This window comes from Microbacterium sp. Root280D1, from assembly GCF_001428975.1.
In the GTDB taxonomy this organism is placed as follows: Bacteria; Actinomycetota; Actinomycetes; order Actinomycetales; family Microbacteriaceae; genus Microbacterium.
This window is the reverse complement of the sequence record NZ_LMJK01000001.1, coordinates 662,179-675,761: the sequence shown is the minus strand read 5'-3', so window position 1 is coordinate 675,761 and position 13,583 is coordinate 662,179. Positions and strand designations below refer to the sequence as shown.

Annotated in this window: 15 protein-coding genes; 7 read left to right on the top strand and 8 right to left on the bottom strand. The window is 69.2% G+C overall.

From position 1 onward, the window contains the following. Positions 1-25 precede the first annotated feature (25 nt). A complete protein-coding gene (locus ASE34_RS03375) occupies positions 26-658 on the top strand; it encodes a hypothetical protein (RefSeq protein WP_053098613.1) in 633 nt (210 codons plus the stop codon). Positions 659-673: 15 nt separating this feature from the next. Here ASE34_RS03375 and ASE34_RS03370 read toward each other — a convergent pair whose 3' ends face one another. Together ASE34_RS03370 and ASE34_RS03365 are read right to left on the bottom strand one after the other, a co-directional pair. Beyond that, complete coding sequence (locus ASE34_RS03370; RefSeq protein WP_053098612.1) at positions 674-988, bottom strand: hypothetical protein; 315 nt, start codon at positions 986-988, stop codon at positions 674-676. A gap of 65 nt (positions 989-1,053) precedes the next feature. Beyond that, positions 1,054-1,425 (bottom strand): sterol carrier family protein, encoded by a 372-nt coding sequence (locus ASE34_RS03365; protein ID WP_056276513.1) that lies wholly within the window; start codon positions 1,423-1,425, stop codon positions 1,054-1,056. Positions 1,426-1,622: 197 nt separating this feature from the next. Between ASE34_RS03365 and ASE34_RS03360 the strand changes: the two genes are divergently transcribed. The 4 genes from ASE34_RS03360 (at position 1,623) to ASE34_RS03345 (ending at position 5,507) form a co-directional block, all read left to right on the top strand. Then, a complete protein-coding gene (locus ASE34_RS03360; protein WP_056276510.1) occupies positions 1,623-2,303 on the top strand; it encodes an NUDIX hydrolase in 681 nt (226 codons plus the stop codon). A gap of 47 nt (positions 2,304-2,350) precedes the next feature. After that, positions 2,351-3,628 carry a phosphoribosylamine--glycine ligase gene (purD, locus tag ASE34_RS03355; protein WP_056276505.1) on the top strand — a complete coding sequence of 426 codons (1,278 nt, stop codon included), beginning with the start codon at positions 2,351-2,353 and terminating at the stop codon, positions 3,626-3,628. A 98-nt stretch (positions 3,629-3,726) separates the two neighbouring features. Continuing rightward, positions 3,727-4,191 carry a winged helix-turn-helix transcriptional regulator gene (locus ASE34_RS03350; protein WP_056276503.1) on the top strand — a complete coding sequence of 155 codons (465 nt, stop codon included), beginning with the start codon at positions 3,727-3,729 and terminating at the stop codon, positions 4,189-4,191. Next, complete coding sequence (locus ASE34_RS03345) at positions 4,188-5,507, top strand: MFS transporter (protein WP_056276500.1); 1,320 nt, start codon at positions 4,188-4,190, stop codon at positions 5,505-5,507. The genes ASE34_RS03350 and ASE34_RS03345 overlap by 4 nt, the downstream gene beginning before the upstream one ends. A 61-nt stretch (positions 5,508-5,568) precedes the next feature. Here ASE34_RS03345 and ASE34_RS03340 read toward each other — a convergent pair whose 3' ends face one another. From ASE34_RS03340 to ASE34_RS03315, 6 genes are all read right to left on the bottom strand, one after another. Beyond that, positions 5,569-6,297, bottom strand: coding sequence for an amino acid ABC transporter ATP-binding protein (locus ASE34_RS03340; protein WP_056276496.1), 729 nt, complete (start codon positions 6,295-6,297; stop codon positions 5,569-5,571). Beyond that, positions 6,294-7,772: an amino acid ABC transporter substrate-binding protein/permease gene (locus ASE34_RS03335; RefSeq protein ID WP_072590633.1), complete on the bottom strand. Its 1,479-nt coding sequence runs from the start codon at positions 7,770-7,772 to the stop codon at positions 6,294-6,296. The genes ASE34_RS03340 and ASE34_RS03335 overlap by 4 nt, the downstream gene beginning before the upstream one ends. Before the next feature lie 119 nt (positions 7,773-7,891). Continuing rightward, positions 7,892-8,422 carry a GNAT family N-acetyltransferase gene (locus ASE34_RS03330; RefSeq protein WP_056276495.1) on the bottom strand — a complete coding sequence of 177 codons (531 nt, stop codon included), beginning with the start codon at positions 8,420-8,422 and terminating at the stop codon, positions 7,892-7,894. A 96-nt stretch (positions 8,423-8,518) separates the two neighbouring features. Next, complete coding sequence (locus ASE34_RS03325; RefSeq protein ID WP_056276494.1) at positions 8,519-10,096, bottom strand: DHA2 family efflux MFS transporter permease subunit; 1,578 nt, start codon at positions 10,094-10,096, stop codon at positions 8,519-8,521. Further along, positions 10,093-10,704 carry a PadR family transcriptional regulator gene (locus tag ASE34_RS03320; protein WP_053098603.1) on the bottom strand — a complete coding sequence of 204 codons (612 nt, stop codon included), beginning with the start codon at positions 10,702-10,704 and terminating at the stop codon, positions 10,093-10,095. Before ASE34_RS03320 ends, ASE34_RS03325 begins: the two co-directional genes overlap by 4 nt. A gap of 88 nt (positions 10,705-10,792) precedes the next feature. After that, a complete protein-coding gene (locus tag ASE34_RS03315) occupies positions 10,793-11,008 on the bottom strand; it encodes a DUF2945 domain-containing protein (RefSeq protein ID WP_056276493.1) in 216 nt (71 codons plus the stop codon). 99 nt (positions 11,009-11,107) lie between these two features. Between ASE34_RS03315 and ASE34_RS03310 the strand changes: the two genes are divergently transcribed. Next, positions 11,108-11,986: a phosphoribosylaminoimidazolesuccinocarboxamide synthase gene (locus tag ASE34_RS03310; protein ID WP_056276492.1), complete on the top strand. Its 879-nt coding sequence runs from the start codon at positions 11,108-11,110 to the stop codon at positions 11,984-11,986. A gap of 222 nt (positions 11,987-12,208) precedes the next feature. Beyond that, positions 12,209-13,564, top strand: coding sequence for a uracil-xanthine permease family protein (locus ASE34_RS03305; protein ID WP_056276489.1), 1,356 nt, complete (start codon positions 12,209-12,211; stop codon positions 13,562-13,564). The last annotated feature ends 19 nt before the right edge of the window (positions 13,565-13,583 follow it).

The window sequence follows — 13,583 nt, the reverse complement described above, 5'->3', positions numbered from 1 at the left end:
TCCCTCCATCTCCTACGATGGGGCCATGGCCGACAAGCCGCAGTGGTTGATCCGCGAGGACGCGAGCGTTCCGGTGCTCGTCGCGCTCGCGCTGCGGCAATCGCTCGGCATCCGCGCACCGGAAGATCTTCCGAGCCTGCGCGATCTGCCCGTCCGGGCACCGGATGCCGCCGAGGTGACGCCCGAGCTCGAGAAGCAGTGGCGCGACTACTGGGACATGACCGTCGAGCCCCGAGCGCATCCGTCCGGCGTGCCGCTCGAGCTCGTCGACGGGTTCGACACGCTGGTGGCGCTGCCGGCGACCGGTGCCGAACAGCTCGCCGAGGCGATCGCGCCGCATGCCGCATCGGCGATGCACTACGCCCGCGTCGCACACGATCGCTACGTGTCGTCGATCCACAGCTCGATCGCCAACCGGTCGGGTGGCGGGACGATCGGGGGCGAGTCGTATCGCGCCTATGCCAGCGCGATCGCCGAGTTCGAGCGTGAGATCGGTCGCCGTGCCCACTCGTTCGAGCTCAACGTGCAGGTGCTGCCGTTCTCGCAGCGGGGGATCTGGTGGATCGGCGCGCTCACCGTCGCGGTGACCGACGGCCTGCGCCGCGACGTGGTCTCGTTCGACGCGGCGATCCGGCCCATCATCGCCGAACTGGCGTGACACCCCGGGGCGTGATCAGTCGTTCGCGATGATCGTCTCGTGCTCGACCCTGACGACGTGGTCGTGGCGACGCGCGACGCGTTCGAGGATCAGCGCGACGACGCTCGCGAGGGCGAAGCCGATCGGCACCGTCCACAGCAGCAGGAATCCGAACACCTGCCCTGGCGGGTAGACGACGTTGACCGCTTCGGACGGCTCGTAGCTGCCCATCATCGTCAGGATGCCGGCGGCGATGATGCCGAGCACGACGCCGATGCCCATGAACACGCCGAAGCGCGGCACGCGGCGGACGGTCGCCTCGACCGTCTGGGAGGAATCGTGGGAGGACATGCATCCATTGTCCCACCGTTGGCTGCGGGTCGCTCCCCCTCCTGCGCACTCAGCCGTGCGACGGGTCAGGGGCGCAGTGGCAGGACGTCCGAGAGATCGGCGCGGGTTCCGGAAGCGCTCACGCGCCCCGAGCCCGCCGCATCCGACCAGTGCTCCACGCCCGTCGCGACTGCGATCCAGGTCGCCGGGTCCATCTCGACGACATTCGGAGGGGTGCCGCGGGTGTGACGGGGGCCCTGGATCACCTGCACGGCGCCGAACGGGGGCACCCGCACCTCGACGCTGTTGCCCGGGGCCTTCTCGTCGAGCAGCTGCAGCAGGTAGCGCACGGCGGTCGCGAGGGGAGCGCGTTGCGGCTTCTCACCTGCGGCATCCGCGCGCCTGACCTCGTCGAGGGCGGCGCGTCCGTCGATGATGTCGATCTTCCTGGAGGGCATGGAGAAAGGGTACGCCGAGGCGTGTGTGGCGCAGGCGGGGGTGCCTCGTAGGCGCGGGCGCCTCGGACGGAGATCTGCGCCTCCGAAGGACAGATCACCCGAATCCCTCCTTCGCACGCGGAGATCTCCTTCGCCGGCGACCTGGATCGGACCGATAGTCGCCCGGCGCCCGCGCGCACAGGAATAGGCTCGAGGCGATGAGCCAGAATCCCGATACCCTGCGTGGCGCGCGAGCCGAGCTGATCGCGGCGACGCGGCGCGGTGATGCGTGGGCGAAGCCGTTCCCGGCGGTCGGTGACGGTGCGCATCCGGCATCCGTGCTCGTGCTGTTCGGGCGGTTGGACAGTATCGCGGCCGGGACCGACGAGGCGACTGTCGCCGCCGACCTCGATGTACTGCTGCAGCGTCGGGCAGCGACCCTCTCGTCGCATCCCGGCCAGGTGTCCTTCCCGGGCGGCCGGGCCGAGAACACGGATGCGGATGCCGTCGCCACCGCCCTGCGCGAAGCCGAGGAGGAGACCGGACTCGACCCGGACGGCGTCGAGATCCTCGCGACGCTGCCCGAGCTTCCTCTCGCCGCCAGCAACCACGTCGTCACCCCCGTGCTCGGGTGGTGGCGCACTCCGTCGCGCGTCGCCGCCGTCGATCACGCCGAGACGGTCGAGGTCTTCCGCGTCCCCGTGGCGCAGCTGCTCGACCCCGCCAATCGGCACACGTCGACCATCCACCGCATGGGACGCACGTGGAAGGGGCCCGCGTTCGACATCGACGGCACGATCGTGTGGGGGTTCACGGCGATGGTTCTCGATGCGCTGTTCGATGCAGCCGGGTGGACTCTGCCGTGGGACCCGTCGATCGAGCGGGCGATCGACGTCTGACCGGGAACCCGCCGAAACCCGCGCCCCCGCCTCGGTAGTCTGGACGGGTGAAGATTCTCGTCCTCGGTTCCGGTGCCCGTGAGCACGCGATCATCCTCGCTCTGCGAGCAGAGACCGCGGAGCACGAGATCTTCGTCGCCCCCGGCAACGCCGGCATCGCCCAGGATGCGACCCCCGTCGCCCTCGACATGCTCGACGGCGCCGCGGTGACCTCCTTCGCCAACGAGCATGCGGTCGATCTCGTGGTCGTCGGCCCCGAGGCTCCTCTAGTCGCCGGAGTCGCCGATGTCCTCCGGGCCCACGGAATTCCCGTGTTCGGCCCGGGCAAGGCCGCGGCCCAGCTCGAGGGGTCCAAGTCGTTCGCGAAGCGCATCATGGATGCCGCCGGTGTCCCCACCGGTCGCGCAGTGCGCGCCACCACCACCGCAGAGGTCGAGGCCGCGTTCGACGACCTCGGCGCCCCGCACGTCGTGAAGGCCGACGGCCTCGCTGCCGGCAAGGGTGTCATCGTGACATCCGATCGTGCCGAGGCTCTCGCTCATGCCGAGCACTACCTGCCGTCCGGTCCCGTGCTGATCGAGGAGTTCCTCTCGGGCCCCGAGGTCTCGCTGTTCTTCCTGAGCGACGGCGACACCGTCCGAGCGCTCAGCCCGGCCCAGGACTTCAAGCGCGCGCTCGACGGCGACGAAGGCCCCAACACCGGCGGCATGGGCGCCTACTCGCCGCTGCCCTGGCTCGCCGACCAGTTCGGCAGCGAGCAGGCCTTCGTCGAGGAGGTCACCCGCGACGTCGCCCTGCCCGTGATCCGTCAGCTCGACGAAGAGGGCACGCCGTTCATCGGCCTGCTGTACGCCGGCCTCATCCTTACTCCCGCAGGCGTGCGCGTCATCGAGTTCAACGCCCGCTTCGGCGACCCCGAGACCCAGATCGTGCTGCCGCGTCTCGTGACCCCGCTGTCGGAGCTGCTGCTCGCCGCGGCATCGGGCACGCTCGAGGACCAGCCCGAGCCCGTGTTCAGCGACGACGTCGCGATCACCGTGGTGCTCGCGAGCGAGGGCTACCCCGAGGCTCCGCAGACCGGCCGCCCGATCGAGGGCCTCTCCGATGCGGCCGCGGTCGAGGGCGTGCGTCTCGTGCACGCGGCGACCGCGAGCCCCGACGCACCCGACGGATCGCTGATCGCCACCGGCGGCCGCGTGCTCAATGTCGTCGCCGTGGGATCGGACTTCCGCACCGCGCGTGACCGGGCATACGAGGCCATCGGTCTCATCACCCTCGAGGGCTCGCACTTCCGCACGGACATCGCTGCCCGCGTCGCGGAGTAGTCCGACCCGTCGTCGCTTTCCTGCCGATTCGCGCAGGTACTCCGCCAACTCGGCCGAGAACTGTTGACACCACCAGCTTTCTTCAAGAAAGTTGGCGGATGCCGCTCCGCTCCGACTGGTCGACAGCCACCTGCCCGATCGCCCGCTCCGCCGATGTGCTCGCCGACCCGTGGGTCCTCCTGATCCTGCGGGAGCTCTTCTCCGGCCGCTCGCGCTTCGACGAGCTGCGCGATGCGACCGGCGCCGCCGACTCCGTGCTCGCCCGGCGCCTCGCCTCGATGGGCGAGGCGGGTCTCGTCGCACACGGTGACCCCGGCTATCGGCTCACGGATGCCGGACGCGAGACCCTCCCGATCCTGCACGCCTACGCGCGCTTCACGAGCACGACCGATCCTGACGGGTCCTGGGGCCTGACCGTCAGCTGCGGTCGCTGCGGCGAGGCGACGGCATCCGCCGACTGGTGCGCGACCTGCGCCGCCCCACTCGACGCCGACAGCACGCGATGGACCCGCCGCAGCATGGGCGGCGAGCCGTTCGCCCTGACGTCGGGCGACGCAGCGTGACCGAAGACTCGGTCGAGGAGCCGACCGGCACCCCGACACCCGCACTCCGGCAGCGCCGCATCCATCCCGCCTGGATCGTCGCACTCGTGGCCCTGATCGCCCTGATCGGAGCCGCCGGATTCCGCGCCGCGCCCGGGGTGCTGATGCTGCCCCTGCAGGACGAGTTCGGCTGGACCACCGCAGAGCTCTCCCTCGCCGTCACGGTCAACCTGCTGCTGTTCGGCCTCACCGCTCCCTTCGCCGCCGCGCTGATGCAGCGCTTCGGCATCCGCGCGGTGACCGTGACCGCTCTGTTCGTGATCGGCGCCGGCGCCGCGCTGAGCGTCTTCGTCGCCACCCCGGCGCAGCTCATACTCACGTGGGGTGTGCTGATCGGACTCGGCACCGGGTCCATGGCGCTGGTCTTCGCTGCGACGATCACCGACACCTGGTTCGCGACCAGACGCGGGCTGGTCTCGGGTGTGCTCACCGCCGGCAGCGCGACCGGACAGCTCATCTTCCTGCCCGTGATCGCCGCGGCGGCCGAGTACATCGGATGGCGCGGAGCATCTCTCATCATCGCCGGCGGCGCTCTCGCGGTCGTCCCCCTGGTCTGGATCTTCGTGCGCAACCGACCGAGCGACCTCGGCGTCACCCGCTACGGCGACACCGGCCCCGTCACCGTGGCCGCGCGGCCGAAGGGCAACGCGTGGGGCGCCGCTCGCCTCGCCCTCACCACGTTGCGCGACGCCGCCCGCACCAAGACGTTCTGGGCCCTCGCGATCGGGTTCGCGATCTGCGGCGCCACGACCAACGGCCTGATCGGCACCCACTTCATCCCCAGCGCGCACGACCACGGGATGCCGACGACGACCGCGGCCGGACTGCTCGCCGTCGTCGGGATCTTCGACATCGCCGGCACCGTGTTCTCCGGGTGGCTGACCGACCGGGTGAACCCCCGCATCCTGCTGGCCGCTTACTACGCGCTGCGCGGCGTGAGCCTGCTCTTCCTGCCGAGCCTGCTGTCGGCCGAGGTGCAGCCGAGCATCATCGTCTTCATCGTGATCTACGGCCTCGACTGGGTGGCGACTGTTCCGCCGACCATCGCGCTGTGCCGCGAGGTCTTCGGAGACCGAGGGCCTCTGGTGTTCGGCTGGGTGTTCGCCGCGCACCAGATCGGCGCCGGCATCGCCTCGCTCCTCGCGGGCATGGTGCGCGACCACACCGGCCAGTACACGTTCGCCTGGTTCGCCGCCGCCGGGCTCTGCGCGGTCGCGGCGCTGGTCAGCGCGACGATCCGCCGGCATCCGGCGCCGACGCCGACTCCGACGCCCTGACCCGACACGAACGAAGGCCCCCGTCCGGAACCGGATGGGGGCCTTCGTCACGGAGTGCCGCTCAGAGGACCTTCGAGAGGAAGTCCTTCAGCCGCTCGTTCTTCGGCGCGCCGAACAGCTCGGCGGGCGGCGCCTCCTCGACGACGACTCCGGCGTCCATGAACACCGTGCGGCCCGAGACCTCGCGGGCGAAGCCCATCTCGTGCGTCACGAGCACCATCGTCATCCCGCCGGACGCCAGGTCGCGGATGACCTGCAGCACCTCGCCCACCATCTCGGGGTCGAGGGCGCTGGTCGCCTCGTCGAACAGCATGATCTCGGGGTCCATCGCGAGCGCGCGGGCGATCGCCACGCGCTGCTTCTGACCGCCCGACAGGGATGCCGGCTTGGCATCGGCCTTCTCGGCCAGGCCCACTCGGTCGAGCAGAGCCAGAGCGCGCTCCTTCGCCTGGGCCTTCGAGAGCTTGCCGAGCTCGACGGGAGCGAGGGTGATGTTCTCGAGCACCGTCATGTGCGGGAACAGGTTGAAGTGCTGGAACACCATGCCGATGCGCTGGCGCACCTCGTCGAGCTTGACGCTCTTGTCGGTCAGGTCGACGCCGTCGACGATGACATGGCCCGACGTGGGCTCCTCGAGCTTGTTGAGGCAGCGCAGCAGGGTCGACTTCCCCGACCCCGACGGGCCGATGACCGCGACGACTTCGCCGTCCTCGACCGTGAGGTCGATGCCCTTGAGCACGTGGTTGTCGCCGAAGGACTTGTGCAGGTCTCTGACCTCGATCTTGCTCATGCGGTGAACTTCCTCTCCAGGCGGTTCGCGAGCAGCGTCAGAAGCGTGATCACGACGAAGTAGATGATGGCGACGATCGTCAGCACCTGCGCCGACAAGTACGTCGAGGCGATGATCTGACGCGACACGAAGGTCAGCTCTGCGAGGCCGATGACGCTGATGAGCGACGTGTCCTTGAGGGTGATGATGCCCTGGTTGACGAACGAGGGGACCATGATGCGGAACGCCTGAGGCAGCACGACCTTCTGCATCGTCTTCCAGTGTCCGAGACCGAGCGAACGCGACGCTTCGGCCTGGCCCGGATCGACGGCCTGGATGCCACCGCGGATGATCTCCGTCATGTACGCGCCCGTGTTGAGCGAGAGCGTGATGGCTCCGGCGACGAAGGGGTTGAACGTGAGCCCGGGAAAGAGCTGCGGGATGGCGAAGAACACGAAGAACGCCTGCACGAGGATCGGTGTGCCGCGGAAGACGTAGACGTAGGCCGTGGCCACCCAGCGGAACGGCGCGAAGGCCGAGACGCGGCCGAAGCCGAAGATGAGGCCGAGGATGAACGCGGCCACGATCGCGACGAGCGTCGCGAGGATCGTGAGCCAGAGGCCCTCCATGAGAGCGGGCCAGTACTTCACGGCGACGGAGAAGATGTCGGTCGCCTGCGTGGTCTCCTCGCCGCCGGCGAGGTAGCTGTCGACGATCTCGTCGTACTCTCCGGAGGCCTGGAGATTCGCGAGACCCTCGTTGAACATCTCGATCAGCTCGGGGTTCTGCCCCTTGTTGACGGCGAACCCGTACTCGCCGCCGAGCTCGGGCTCACCGATCAGGCGGAAGCCCGACCCCTGCTGGATCCCGTAGGCGAGCACCGGGAAGTCCTCGAAGTAGCCGACGGCCTGGCCTGCCTTGACAGCGTCGACCATGTCGGTGGTGTCCTGGTAGGGCGTGATGCGGAAGCCGTACTCGTCCTGGTTCTCCTCCGCGAAGGTCTGGCCCTGCGTGCCGGTCTTGACCGCCACGGCCTCGCCGTCGAGGTCGTCGAGCGACTGGATGTCGCTCGACTCGAGCACTCCGAGCTGGATGCCGCTGGTGAAGTACGGCTCGCTGAAGTCGAACGTCTCCTGGCGCTCCTCGGTGATCGACATCCCGGCCATGACCGCGTCGACCTGGTTCGCCTGCAAGGCCTGCACGGCGGCGTCGAATCCGAGCTGACGGATCTCGACCTCGAAGCCCTGGTCCTTCGCGATCGCACGCAGCAGGTCCATGTCGATGCCGACGAGCTCACCGTCGGGAGAGGTGAACTCGAACGGCGCGAACGTGGTGTCCGTGCCGATGACGTAGGTCTCGGAGTCATCGGCCGCAGTCGCGGCGGAGGCTCCGCCGAGCAGGGCTCCGACGGCGACGAACGCCGTGAGCGCCATCGCCCCGGCGGTGCGTCCGAGCGCGCGCAGGCGCGCGGAAGCAGAGGTGGGATTTCGGATCACGACGGATGCTCCTCAGAGGGGACGGGCGGCAGGATGCTGCCACCGGGATGGTCGTCGACCATCAACCCTAACCGGCGACGACCGGCACCCCTGTCCCGGAGGCGCTTCGCGGATCGGCGTCAGAGCGTGATCCAGTAGCGCCGGAGCAGGGCGTGTCCACGCTCCGACTGGTCGCTGACGTCCTGCAGCACGCCACCGGAGCCCTCGATCGTTCGGTAGGAGCCGACGTTGTCGTCGTCGCACGTGACCAGCACGCGCTCGAGTCCGATCTCGCGGGCACGCTCGAGTCCGAGCCGCAGCGCGGCCGATGCGTAGCCCTGGCGACGACGGGAGGCGCGCACCGAGTAGCCGATGTGACCGCCCGCCTCACGCAGCCATTCGTTGAGCTCGTGCCGGAAGGACAGGAACCCGACGACCTCGCCGTCATCCACGATCCAGTACAGATCGTTGTGCACGGCATCCTCGGGCAGCTGCGCGGAGGTGTCGGAGAGAACCGCCGACTTCTCGATCAGCGCGTCCAGCGTCGCCCGATCCGGGGTGACCGGCGCCTGCAGACCCGACCCGTCGACGTGCCCGTCACCGAACTCGGCGACCGCAGCCGCCCAGGAGTCGAACAGGTCGGTGGTGGGCCTCGTGAGCTGGATCGTCATCGCCCGATGAGATCACATCCGCGGTCACGGCCGCAAACCGGGAGAGCCGGGCCCGCTGCACGATCGCGCAGTCGACCCGGCTCGCCGACGGACCGGTCACGCTGCGGGGGCGGGCGCCTCCGCGGGGGCGGATGCCGCGGCATCCGCCTTGTCGTAGCGACCGAGGAAGAGCGACGCCACGAGAGCGATGACCATCACGCACGCCGGCAGCAGGATCGCCTGCGACATGCCGGCGGCGAATCCCTCGGCGACCTGCGGAGGAAGCGATCCTCCGCCTTCGATCCCCGCGGGTGCGTCGGCGAGACCCGGCAGGTTCGCTTCGAGACGCGACTGCATGAACGCGGCGATGGATGCCGAGCCGATGACCGATCCGATGGTGCGGGTCGTGTTGTAGATGCCCGCGCCGGCACCGGCCTGGCGGGGAGGCAGCTTGCGCGTCGCGGTGGTGGCGAGCGGTCCCCACATTCCGGCGTTGCCGACGCCCATGAGCGCCGAGGGCAGCAGGAACATCCAGATCTCGGTATCCATGTTGATCAGGGCCGAGTACCAGACGAGCGCGACGACCACGCAGAGCAGACCGGGGATGAGGATGATCCGCGGGTCGATGCGGTCGAGCAGCTTGCCGGCGAACGGGGCGAGCACGCCCGACAGCACGGCCATCGGGATCAGCAGCAGCGCGGCCTGCGTCGGGGTGAGCCCTCGCGCCGTCTGCAGGAAGAACATCATCGGCAGCGACATGCTCGTCACGGTGAAGCCGACCGCGGCGATCGCGACGTTCGCCCCCGAGAAGTTGCGGTCGCGGAACAGTGCGAGAGGCACCAGGGCCTCGCTGCGCGTGCGCGCCTGCTGCACGATGAAGAGCGCGAGCACGACGAGGCCGGTGATGATGATGCTCCACACCGAGATCGGTCCCCAGATCACGCCCCAGTCGAACTTCTCGCCCTCCTGGAGTCCGAAGACGATGAGGAACAGCGCCACCGCGCTGAGGATGACGCCCAGGATGTCGAACCGGTGCGCACTGGTCTGCAGCTTCGGGACGAGCCTCCACGCGAGCACGAAGGCGACGATCCCGACGGGGATGTTCACGAAGAAGATCCACTCCCAGCCGAAGCCATCGACGAGCAGGCCCCCGACGAGCGGTCCCACGAGGGTCGCGACGCCGGCCGTCGCACCCCACAGCCCCATGGCGGCGCCGCGGCGCTCGGGCGGGAACGTGCGGGTGATCACGGCCATGGTCTGCGGCGTCATGAAGGCGGCGCCGAGCCCCTGCACGGCGCGAGCGGCGATCAGCATCTCGAGCGAGTTCGACAGCCCGCACCAGAGCGAGGCGAGCGTGAAGATCGCGAGGCCGATGAGGTAGATGTTCTTCGGGCCGAACCGATCGCCGAGACGGCCCGTGATCAGCAGCGGCACCGCGTAGGCGAGCAGGTAGGCGCTGGTGACCCACACGACGTTGTCGAGGTTGTTGGTGGTCGGGTCGAGCGCCGCCTTGATCGCGGGGTTCGCGACCGAGACGATCGTCGTGTCGACGAGGATCATGAAGAAGCCGATGACGAGCGCCCAGAGCGCGGGCCAGGGGCTCGCGGGTCGATGCCCGGCGGCGAAGGTGCCGGTCGAGGGACCGGATGACCCGGATGCCGTGGGCCGGCCTCCGGTCGAAGGGGAATCGGTCATTGCTGTGCAGCCTTTCGCTGAGCGAGGTAGCGGTCGGTGTTCTCGAAAGCCGTGGGCCCCCAGGGGAACTCCTCGGCCTCGAGACGATCGAGGAGCGAGTCGAGCCAGCGCAGCTCGGCGTCGAGCAGCACCTCCTGGCGCTCGAACTCGACGAGCACCTGCTCGGGGGCGCCCCTTCTGCGAGCGCCGACCAGCCCGTCACGGTGCAGCGCGTGGCCTTCGGCGAGCGCGGAGCGGCGCTCGCGGAGGCGGTCGATGACGTCGGGACGCTCGAGATTGTGAGCCTCGGCGAGTGCGATGCGGAACTCGGCCGGGCGCTCGATGATCGACAGCTCGCGACGCAGCCAGGCGATCAGCGCGTCCCGTCCGGCATCCGTGAGCGTGTAGGTGGTGCGCTCGGGGCGGTTGCCCTCTCGGTCGATGCCCACCTCGTCGATGAGACCGGCCCGCTGGAGTCGGCCGACCGTGTGATAGAGCGTCCCGTTCGTGACGGCGAGCAGCCGTTCGTCGCGGCGCACGCGCATCAGGCGCACCATCTCGTAGGGGTGCATGTCGCCTTCGCGCAGCAGCGCCAGCACCATGACGCCCATCGGGGTCAATCGCTGCATCGGCCCCTCCCCAGATGGTTCCGCTTGAAATAGTCCATGTGGACTATACGCCTGGCACGCGTCATCGACAAGACGGCGCCCGCGAGCATCAGCTGCTCAGCTTGCGCAGAGCCGATCCCTTGTGCGCCGCGGTGTCGCCGCTCTTCTCCGACTTCACGATGTAGGCGGGATCATCGTCGGAGGCGGTGAAGCTCTGCCCGGCGAACCGGAAGTCCTTCGTCCGCTTCTCCTCGACGGTGCCGTGCGTGCGCCCCTCCGACGTGTTCCAGCTCACCCGGTCCCCCGTGGAGAGATCCTTCGTCATGACTCCTCCGTTCGTCTTCCGTCGAGCCTCGCCGATGCATCGGAGGTCGCACCAGGGCTTGACACGACACCGGCGACGTCGACCCGGGATAATGGGCGGGTGAGCACACCTTCGGACAGCAACGCGCAGACCATCCCCGGCTGGCGCCACATCTACTCGGGCAAGGTCCGTGACCTGTACGCCTCGGATGACGCCGCCGACACCCGCATCCTCGTGGTCGCGTCCGATCGCGTGAGCGCGTTCGACTTCGTGCTCTCGCCCGGCATCCCCGAGAAGGGCGCGCTGCTCACGCGTCTCAGCCGCTGGTGGTTCAGCGAGCTCGACGATGTGCCCAACCACCTCGCCGAGGGTGAGATCCCCGCGAGCGTCGCCGACCGCGCCATGCTCGCGCAGTCGCTGGAGATGCTTCCGGTCGAATGCGTCGTGCGCGGCTACATCACCGGATCCGGATGGGCCGAGTACACCGAGAGCGGCACCGTCTGCGGCATCCCGCTGCCCGCCGGCCTGCAGAACGGCGACCGCCTGCCCGAACCGCTGTTCACCCCGGCCTACAAGGCGCCCATGGGCGAGCACGACGAGAACATCACCTTCGAGCAGACCGTCGAGCTCGTCGGAGCAGAGCGCGCGGCCGAGCTGCGCGACGTCTCGATCTCGCTCTACACACGGGCCGCCGCGATCGCCGAGGAGAAGGGCCTGATCCTCGCCGACACCAAGTTCGAGTTCGGGACGGATGCCGACGGCGTCCTGCACCTGGCCGACGAGGTGCTCACGAGCGACTCGTCCCGGTACTGGGATGCCGAGGCCTGGCGCACCGGAACCACGCCGAGCGAGCGCATGGCGAGCTTCGACAAGCAGATCGTGCGCGACTGGCTGGCCGCGAACTGGGACAAGCAGGGTGAACCGCCCGTGCTGCCCGACGACATCGTCGAGCGCACCGCCGCCCGGTATCGCGAGCTCATCGAGCGCCTCGGGGCCTGAGGCCCGGTACCGCCCCCGTCCCTCACTCCATTTCCCACTCGCTGCTAAGGAGATCTCACCCAGCGAAGGGGCGATCTGCGGATGCGGCCCTTCATTGCGCGAGTTCTCCTTCGTAGCGCGCGGCGACCCCGCCGCTCCTCCGTCCCCGCGCACCCAGCCAACACTCAGGAATCGGTAGTGTTGCTCCAGCACTCCCACTCCCCCCGATCCTGAGGAGCCCGCATGCCCCTGTGGAAGACCCACGGAAACGGACGCACCGTCGAACCCGGTGCCGTCGTCAAGCCCGAAGAGCGCCTGAACTGGCCGGCCACGATCGCGATCGGTGCCCAGCACGTCGTCGCCATGTTCGGAGCCACGTTCCTGGTGCCGACGCTGACCGGCTTCCCGGTCTCGACGACGCTGCTGTTCAGCGGCCTCGGCACCCTGATCTTCCTGCTGATCACGAAGAACCAGCTGCCCAGCTACCTCGGCTCGTCGTTCGCGTTCATCGCGCCGATCACCGCCGCGGTCGCAGCCGGCGGCACCGGATCCGCCCTCGCGGGCGTGGTCGCGGTCGGCATCCTGCTCACGGTCGTCGGCCTGGTCGTGCAGTTCGCCGGCCTCCGCTGGGTCGACGCTCTGATGCCCCCGGTGGTCGCCGGCGCGATCGTCGCCCTGATCGGCTTCAACCTCGCCCCCACCGCGTGGAACAACTTCCGGATCGACCCCGTGACCGCGACCATCACGCTCGTCGCGATCATCCTGTTCGCGGTGCTGTTCCGCGGATTCCTCGGACGCATCTCGATCTTCCTCGGCGTCGCCGTCGGCTTCATCTACGCCGCCTTCACGGGCTCGTTCGAGGTCCCCAACGCGCTGCGCGGAGGCAAGACGCCGGCGGAGCTCATCGCCGACGCCCCCTGGGTCGGTCTGCCCGAGTTCCAGCTTCCCGACTTCGTCGCTCCCGGCACCTGGTCGACCATCGCGATGTTCCTGCCGGTCGTCCTGGTGCTCGTCGCTGAGAACGTCGGGCACGTGCGCGGCGTCGCGACGATGACCGAAGACCCCGCGATCAACAAGCACACCGGTCGCGCGCTGATCGCCGACGGGGTCGCCACGACCATCGCCGGTGGTTTCGGCGGCTCGGGCACGACGACGTACGGCGAGAACATCGGCGTCATGGCCGCGACCCGCGTCTACTCGACCGCCGTCTACTGGGTCGCCGGTCTCTTCGCCATCCTGCTGGCGTTCTCCCCGAAGGTCGGCGAGGTCTTCAACTCGATCCCCGCCGGTGTGCTCGGCGGTGCGACCACCGCGCTCTACGGTCTCATCGGCATCATCGGCATCAAGATCTGGGTCGACAGCAAGGTCGACTTCTCACGACCGGTCAACCAGTACACCGCGGCCGTCTCGCTCGTGATCGGCGTCGCCGGCTTCTCGATGCAGCTCGGCGACTTCGCCTTCGGCGGCATCGTGCTCGGCACGGTCGCGGCTCTGCTGATCTACCACGTGGGCAACCTCATCGCCCGCGCCCGCAAGACCGGCGCCGACGACCCTCGCCCCCTCGAGGCCGTGGGGCCGCTGGGCGGAGACCCCGCGTAATCACACTCGACTCGCGAAC